We start from the raw sequence: 6467 nt of genomic DNA, 5'->3' as shown, positions 1-6467 counted from the left end.
CGGTGGTAACGGAGCGTGTGTATCAAGCTGACGTCGCGGAGCTGGGCGGTTTCCTCACCAGATGTTTGTGAGACCGTGCGCTCGCCCCTGACCGTGCTCACCGGACTGGGCTATGACATCCTTCTGACCAGCTAATTCGTCTTAAGCGCGTCTTTATCACCCACGATCACGCTTGGTCACCACCGAAAGTGAGCCAGAGCCGAAACCCGTACAGTCCCCGGTGGCAAGCTACCGGAGCCCAAGAAGGTCAAGGCGGGGCCGTTCCGTCACCGTTAATCGGCGTGTTCTTGCTCGGCGGCCGCGGCGTAGGCGGCGTCGAGACGCTCGAACGGGCCTGGACCGTCGTGCGGCTTCGGCGGGGCGCCGAGGTGGCGGACGCGAAGCTCGTCCATGAGCTCCTCGATGAACGCCGGACCCTCATCGCGCATGAGCTGCTGCCGGCTCCGGAGCTCGTCGCTGCCCGGGCGCCAGTCGAGGCCCCAGTTGCCGACGGCGTAGATGATCGGAAGAGTCTGGATACCGGCTTCAGTGAGGCTGTAGCGAGCGCGCTGCCCCCGTACTGCGGTGCCGCGGGTGAGGATCCCTGCCTCGACGAGCCGTACGAGGCGGTCGGCGAGGATGTTCGAAGCGATGCCCTCGATCGACCCGGTGAGCAGCACCCGAAAGTAGCGGCGGTCGCCGAAGATGACGTCGCGAAGCACGAGCAACGACCAGCGATCTCCGAGCACCTCGACGGCGGCGTTGATCGGACACCCGGACCGTGGTTCCACGATTCCTCCTTGACAGGTATTTCGTCCTCACTATAGTAATTGCAGAATGCAATCACTATATCGGAAGAGGAGGTGATGGGCCACTTCGTATATTGGATGAACGTGTCCCTCGACCTGCGGATCGAGCAAGTTCCGAGGGACAACGGCGCGGGCGAGTGGACGAACTGGCCTGCCTCACGAACGACCTGTCCGATTCGGGCCAGACCGTCGTGGTGGGCTTCTCGACCCATCCGCACTGGGATCACCTGCTCTGGCACCCCGGGCTCGGCGAAGCGCCCCGCTACGGCACGGCCCGCTGCGCGGACACTGCCAGGGATCGGCTGTCGAACGGGATCGATGCACGTCGGCTCGGCATCCCCGACGAGGTACCGCTGGACCTGCTCGGCCTCATCACCGGCCTGCCCGCGGATACGGCGCGAATTCCGTGGGATGGCCCTGAGGTCCGGATCATCGAGCATCAGGCGCATGCTCCGGGCCATGCGGCGCTGTTGATTGCGGAGCGCGGCGTTCTCGTCGCCGGTGACATGCTTTCCGATGTCTTGATCCCGATGCTCGATCTGAACGGCACCGCTGACCCGATCGAGGACCACCTCGCCGCGCTGCGGCTGCTCGACGGCGTGGCAGAAGATGTCGATGTCGCCGTCCCCGGCCACGGGTCCATCGGCGAAGCCGATCAGGTAAACGCACGGATCGACCAGGACCGGGCGTACCTGCACTCCTTGCGTGACGACCGTGCTCTCGGCGACCCTCGGGTCGGCCCATCGGCCAAGGACGGCTGGGAGTGGTGGCCGGCGTGCACGAACGGCAACTCCAGCGCCTCGCCCAAAGAAGCGAACGCGACGGGACGCCCCGCTAGCGATCGGTGTGCGACACGACGCCAAGATGGAGGACGTCGCATCAGTCGCGCATGCCGCGATCGCAAGCGTGATTGGGCCGCGCTCCGGCCACTGCTGCATCCGTATTTGCACTGGGTGCAAGCGAACGGTCAGGTCGCGCGAGGGCGGATCAAGGTCATCGGCATGCTGCAAGCGATTGGTTACGTGGCCCCCGGCGTCCGTCGAGTTGCGCGACCGCCGGGTCTAGGTTCTGTCCGGTGGATCATGTGACCGTCTTGCCTTGGGGTCATTATTCCGGTCGTGGGGCGGGGCGATCTGACACATGACGGCCCCCTCCTCCCGAACGTGTCCCCGGCCGCCAAGTAGCGGCGCGGCTCTGTTTTCGGAAGTGCCGAGCTGGGCTTTCACCCTTGCGTTGTGCGTGTTCTCCGAAGCCATGGTCATCTCCGCTTGGCGTCGCTTCCGAGAACACGATCTTCTTAAAAGCCCGGTGACCTGAGCAGATAGACCTACTTTGCGGCTGGGGCCGCGTTCGGGAGAAGCACGCCTGCCCGCTGCTGGCTATCCTGTGGCACGTCGAGCCAGGCACGGCTCCCCACCACGAGCCCACCGGAAGGCGACGACCGTGACAGCCTCCCAGCGCCGGAGCACATGGCCGGCGACGGTGGTGGTGGTGGTGGCGCACGTGATCCTGGTTCTCCTGACGATGCTCATCCTGGCGGGCGTCTGGCACCTCGGCGCGGACCTGTGGCAGATCTTCGCCGCGGCGGGTGCTGCCGTCCTGCTCCATGTGGGAGCGGTGGTGGCCCATCGACGGCCGTGGGTGGGGTACACGATCGGCGCGCTGGCAATGCTCGTCCTGGTGACGATGCCCTTCCTGGGCTGGTCACCGAGCATGCTGCCCTCGGCTGTGTGCTTCCCCCTCACGTTGTGGCGGCTGACCAGCCTGGTCTCGGTCAGGTCCTCGGTGGTCGCGTTGGCCGTCGCCGCGCTCGGGATCGTCCTCACCGAGCTGGTGGCGTGGGCCCGGCTGCCCCCTGACCCTGGGTGGACCCGCCTGGTCGAGGGCGGGCTGCTGATGCTCGTGGTCGGCGGCGTGTGGCTTGCGGCCCTGCTGGTACGCCGCAGGCACGAGGCCGGCCGACGAGCCGAGGGCGAACGACTGGCCGCGGCGGTCGCGGACGAACGGGCCGGCATCCGCCGCGACCTGCACGACGTGATCGCCCACACGGTCACCGTCATGGTCGCGCGGATCGAGGCCGCGGCGGTGACGACGGCGGATCCGGCGACCCGCCGCGAACTCGGCGACATCGCCGAGGCCGGCCGGGACGCCCACCAAGGTCTGCGAGCGATGCTGGCCACCTTGGGCCCGGCCACCGTGGCGCCGCGCGCCGATTCCCGGCCCAGACAGGTCCCGATCTCGCTGGATGCCCTCCCCGACCTCGTGGCCTCGGCGGCGAGCCCGCTCCATACGGTGACGTTCGCGGAGGTGGGTGAGCGACGACCACTGAGCCTGAGTGCCGAGATCGCGGCGGTCCGGACCGTGCAGGAGGGCATCACCAACGCGCTGCGCCACCTCGAACCACCGGTCGAGGTGACCGTTCGCCTGCGCTGGACCCCGGCCGAGGTGGTGGTGGAGGTGCGCGACGACGGCGGCAAGGCGCTTCGCGACGTCGGCAGCCAGGGGACCGGCTTGATGGGGATCGAGGAGCGTGTGCGTACCGCAGGCGGCACCCTGTCGATCGACGACGGGGACGACGGGTGGGTGCTGCGGGCGCGGCTCCCCACGAAGGAGGGGAATGACCGAACGAAGTGAGGGAATCAGCAAGCACAGCACCTTGGTCATGAGGCCGACGAAGGAGGTCTCGTGACCGGGATCCGTATCATGCTCGTCGACGATCAGGAGTTGCTGCGGGCCTCGCTCCGTACGGTGCTGTCGGCCGACGAACGCATCGAGGTCACCCACGACGTCGCGAACGGCAGCGACGCGATCGAGGTCGTCCGGCGGCACCGCCTGGACGTGGTACTGATGGACATCCGCATGCCGCGCATGGACGGGGTCGCCGCCACGGCGGAGATCGTCAGGATCGCACCGGCGACCCGGGTGCTCATGCTGACGACGTTCGATGATGACGAACTGGTCGTGGCCGCGATCCGGGCCGGTGCGAGCGGCTACCTGACCAAGGACGTCCGGCCCGCCGCCCTGGCCCAGGCCGTGTGTGACGTCGCCTCCGGGACGTCGGCGCTGGCCCCGGGAGTGGCCGCGACGATCCTCGATCTCGTACGGCAGGTGCCGATGCGAAGGACGGCGGCCCTGGACGGCCTCACCCCGCGCGAGGTCGAGATCTTCGGCCTGCTCGCCCGCGGCAGGTCCAACAGCGAGATCTGCGCGGAACTGGTGCTGAGCGAGAACACGGTGAAGTCGCACGTCCGGGCCGTCCTGCAGAAACTGAACCTGCGCGACCGCGTGCACGTGGTGATCCATGCGTACGAGAACGGGCTTGTGGGTCGCAGCGAACTGCCTGACTGAGATTCCATCCTGCCGGGTGGTCCCGGCTCACCCCTTCGGGTGATGTCGGCCGGTGACGCCCGGCCTAGGTTCGACGTCGTGCATTTCCTACATCTCCGCCTTCCTCGTGTGACCTCCCTCATCGTCCTCGGCGGTGTGCTCGTCGCCCTGCTGCTCGGCTGGACGGCACCGGCCCATGCCACCGGCGAACGACTGGTCGACGACTACCGCTCCGTCTACGGCACGCCGGGTGTCGCGGCGGCCGTGATCGACGGGTCGTCGGTCGAGACGATCGTCCGCGGCCGGGACGGGGACGGCAACGCGGTGACGGCTCGGACACGCTTCCGGATCGCGTCGATGAGCAAGTCGATGACGGCGGCGGCGATCATGCTGCTGGTCGACCGTGACCGCGTCTCCCTGGACGACCCGGTCGTCAAGGTCCTGCCCGACTTCAGGATGGCCGATCCCCGCTTCACCGGGATCACCGTGCGCCAGATCCTCAGCCACACCTCGGGGCTGTCGAACAGCACGAACAACGAGTACGTGTTCCCGCCTCCGCGCAGCGCGCAGGAAATCGTGGCCAGGCTGGCCGACAAGACCCTGGCCGCCGATCCGGGCACCCGCTCGGAGTACCACAACACCAACTACTCGATCGCGGCGAGGATCGTCGAGGTGGTGTCGGGGAAGTCCTTCGACGCCTTCCTCCACACCGAGCTGTTCACGCCGCTGGGCATGACCGGCACCAGCTCGACGCTGGGGTGTTCCGATCGTGCCGAGGACCTGCCGTCCGGGTACGAGGTCGTTCTCGGGGTCGCCGTCGCGGCACCGGAGATGCCGGGGATCTGCGTCGGCAACGGCGGGGTGATCTCGACCCTGGACGACATGGTGCGGTGGCTGCGGTTCAACCAGGGAACCTTCAGGGCGGACCTGCTGAGTGCCGGCTCCCTGGCCGAGTTGCACACCGTCCAGCCGAAGGCCGGCGACTACGCCCTCGGCTGGCAGTCCCGCCCCGTCGCGGCAGACGCCCCGCCGTCGGTGATCGGCCACGGCGGAACACTGGCGACGTGGACCGGGGACATGGTCTTCTCGCCCAAGACCGGTGTGGCCGCCCTCGTCCTCACCAACAGCGGCGGCGATCCCAGCCTGCTCTCGACCAACCTTCTCGCCGAACGGATCGGGGCACCGGCAACGCCGATGAGCAACCCGCTCACCGTCGTGAACGCGGTCCTGCTCGGGCTCACGGTGGGGATGGCCGCACTGCTGGTCACTGCGGTCGTCCGAGCGCGCCGCTGGGCCTCGCGACGCCGCGCGGCGCGTCGGCCGAGGCTGGTTCTGCGGCTCGTGCCCCTTGCCCTGGTGACGGTGCTGGGCGCGGTGCTGCCGACGCTGGTCTGGGGGGCGTTCAGCTTCCAGTACTGGATCATCACCGTCTGGCTGCTGCCGCTGCTGGCGCTCTTCTGCCTCATCTGCTGCGTGCTCGGGGCGGTCGCGCTCGGCCGTCGCCTCTGGTGCTTCCGCCGCGCCGGTCAGGCGACCTTCGCACCGGTACGGCCGGCCACGGCGGACAGCTGACCTGGGCGGGAACCTGGCCGGAGCGGTTCGGGAGCTGGAAGACCGTCTATGAGCGCCACCGTCGGTGGTCCGCGGACGGCACCTGGGACAGGATCCTCCAGGCGGTCCAAGCCGATGCCGATGCCCAGGGGCGGGTGGGCTGGGGCATGGTGAGCGTCGGCTCCACCTCGTGCCGGGCCCACCAACATGCGGCCGGGGCGCCGCGCAAAGCACCGCGGCTCCCGAAGAGGAGATCGACACCTCGGCCGCCACCGTGGCCTCGATCCGCCTCTGGCTCAAGCCATGATCAGCCCGCTTCTAGAGCGTCTGCCCGCCGCGTCAGGTCTGCTGCGATGTCGTCCCAGTCCGGTCCGTGCAACCACAGGTTCTCGGCGGCCTCTCGCATCAGCGCCGGCTCGTCCGGTCGCTGCAAAAGCACCAGCCGATAGGACAAGTTGCGGACCCAGACCGGCAGATGGCCGTCGACCACGTGCGGGCAGAGCTCACGCAGCATGGCCAGGATCGAATCCGCGTCAGCAAAGGTCAACTCCTCGAGGAAGTAGCGCTCCTGATGGTCGAGGTCGCACTCTGGCCTAGGTCGGTACTCGTCTCCGTAGAGACACCGGGCGTGCTCCGTCAGGATGCTGTGCATGTTCTGGAGCGTACGACGCCTTGATCCGCCGGACAGAACCTAGGGGTTGAGGAACATCGGAACTGTGATTCTTAACCTGCGGCCCGGTTGGGCCTGCCACGCTCGATGTCGGCACTTGGTATGACCCACATTCGGAACTGGCGCCCGAT

The 6467-nt window shown here is 68.0% G+C and carries 6 protein-coding genes and 1 pseudogene; 5 read left to right on the top strand and 2 right to left on the bottom strand.

What is annotated here, in order from left to right; translation table 11 throughout:
* Window positions 1–272: 272 nt before the first annotated feature.
* Window positions 273–770, bottom strand: coding sequence for a helix-turn-helix domain-containing protein (locus ABZ260_RS44090; protein WP_355629938.1), 498 nt, complete (start codon window positions 768–770; stop codon window positions 273–275).
* A gap of 155 nt (window positions 771–925) precedes the next feature.
* On the opposite strand from ABZ260_RS44090, the gene ABZ260_RS44085 reads away from it, so the two are divergent.
* The 5 genes and pseudogenes from ABZ260_RS44085 to ABZ260_RS44065 form a co-directional block, all read left to right on the top strand.
* Window positions 926–1876, top strand: coding sequence for an MBL fold metallo-hydrolase (locus tag ABZ260_RS44085; RefSeq protein WP_355629936.1), 951 nt, complete (start codon window positions 926–928; stop codon window positions 1874–1876).
* Window positions 1877–2231: 355 nt separating this feature from the next.
* The gene (locus ABZ260_RS44080) at window positions 2232–3422 is read left to right on the top strand and encodes a histidine kinase (RefSeq protein ID WP_355629933.1); all 1191 of its coding nucleotides are present in this window, start codon (window positions 2232–2234) and stop codon (window positions 3420–3422) included.
* A gap of 51 nt (window positions 3423–3473) precedes the next feature.
* A complete protein-coding gene (locus ABZ260_RS44075; protein WP_355629931.1) occupies window positions 3474–4136 on the top strand; it encodes a response regulator transcription factor in 663 nt (220 codons plus the stop codon).
* Between the two features lie 108 nt (window positions 4137–4244).
* A complete protein-coding gene (locus ABZ260_RS44070; protein ID WP_355629928.1) occupies window positions 4245–5687 on the top strand; it encodes a serine hydrolase domain-containing protein in 1443 nt (480 codons plus the stop codon).
* 17 nt (window positions 5688–5704) lie between these two features.
* A pseudogene (locus ABZ260_RS44065) lies at window positions 5705–5932 on the top strand (transposase); the annotation flags it as partial.
* Between the two features lie 41 nt (window positions 5933–5973).
* Here ABZ260_RS44065 and ABZ260_RS44060 read toward each other — a convergent pair.
* Window positions 5974–6318, bottom strand: coding sequence for a hypothetical protein (locus ABZ260_RS44060; protein WP_355629925.1), 345 nt, complete (start codon window positions 6316–6318; stop codon window positions 5974–5976).
* Between the last annotated feature and the right edge of the window lie 149 nt (window positions 6319–6467).

Origin of the sequence: Streptosporangium sp. NPDC006013 (assembly GCF_040614275.1) — a bacterium.
Classification (GTDB): Bacteria; Actinomycetota; Actinomycetes; order Streptosporangiales; family Streptosporangiaceae; genus Streptosporangium.
Note: the sequence above shows the minus strand (reverse complement) of the source record. Positions and strands in the feature narration are given on the sequence as shown.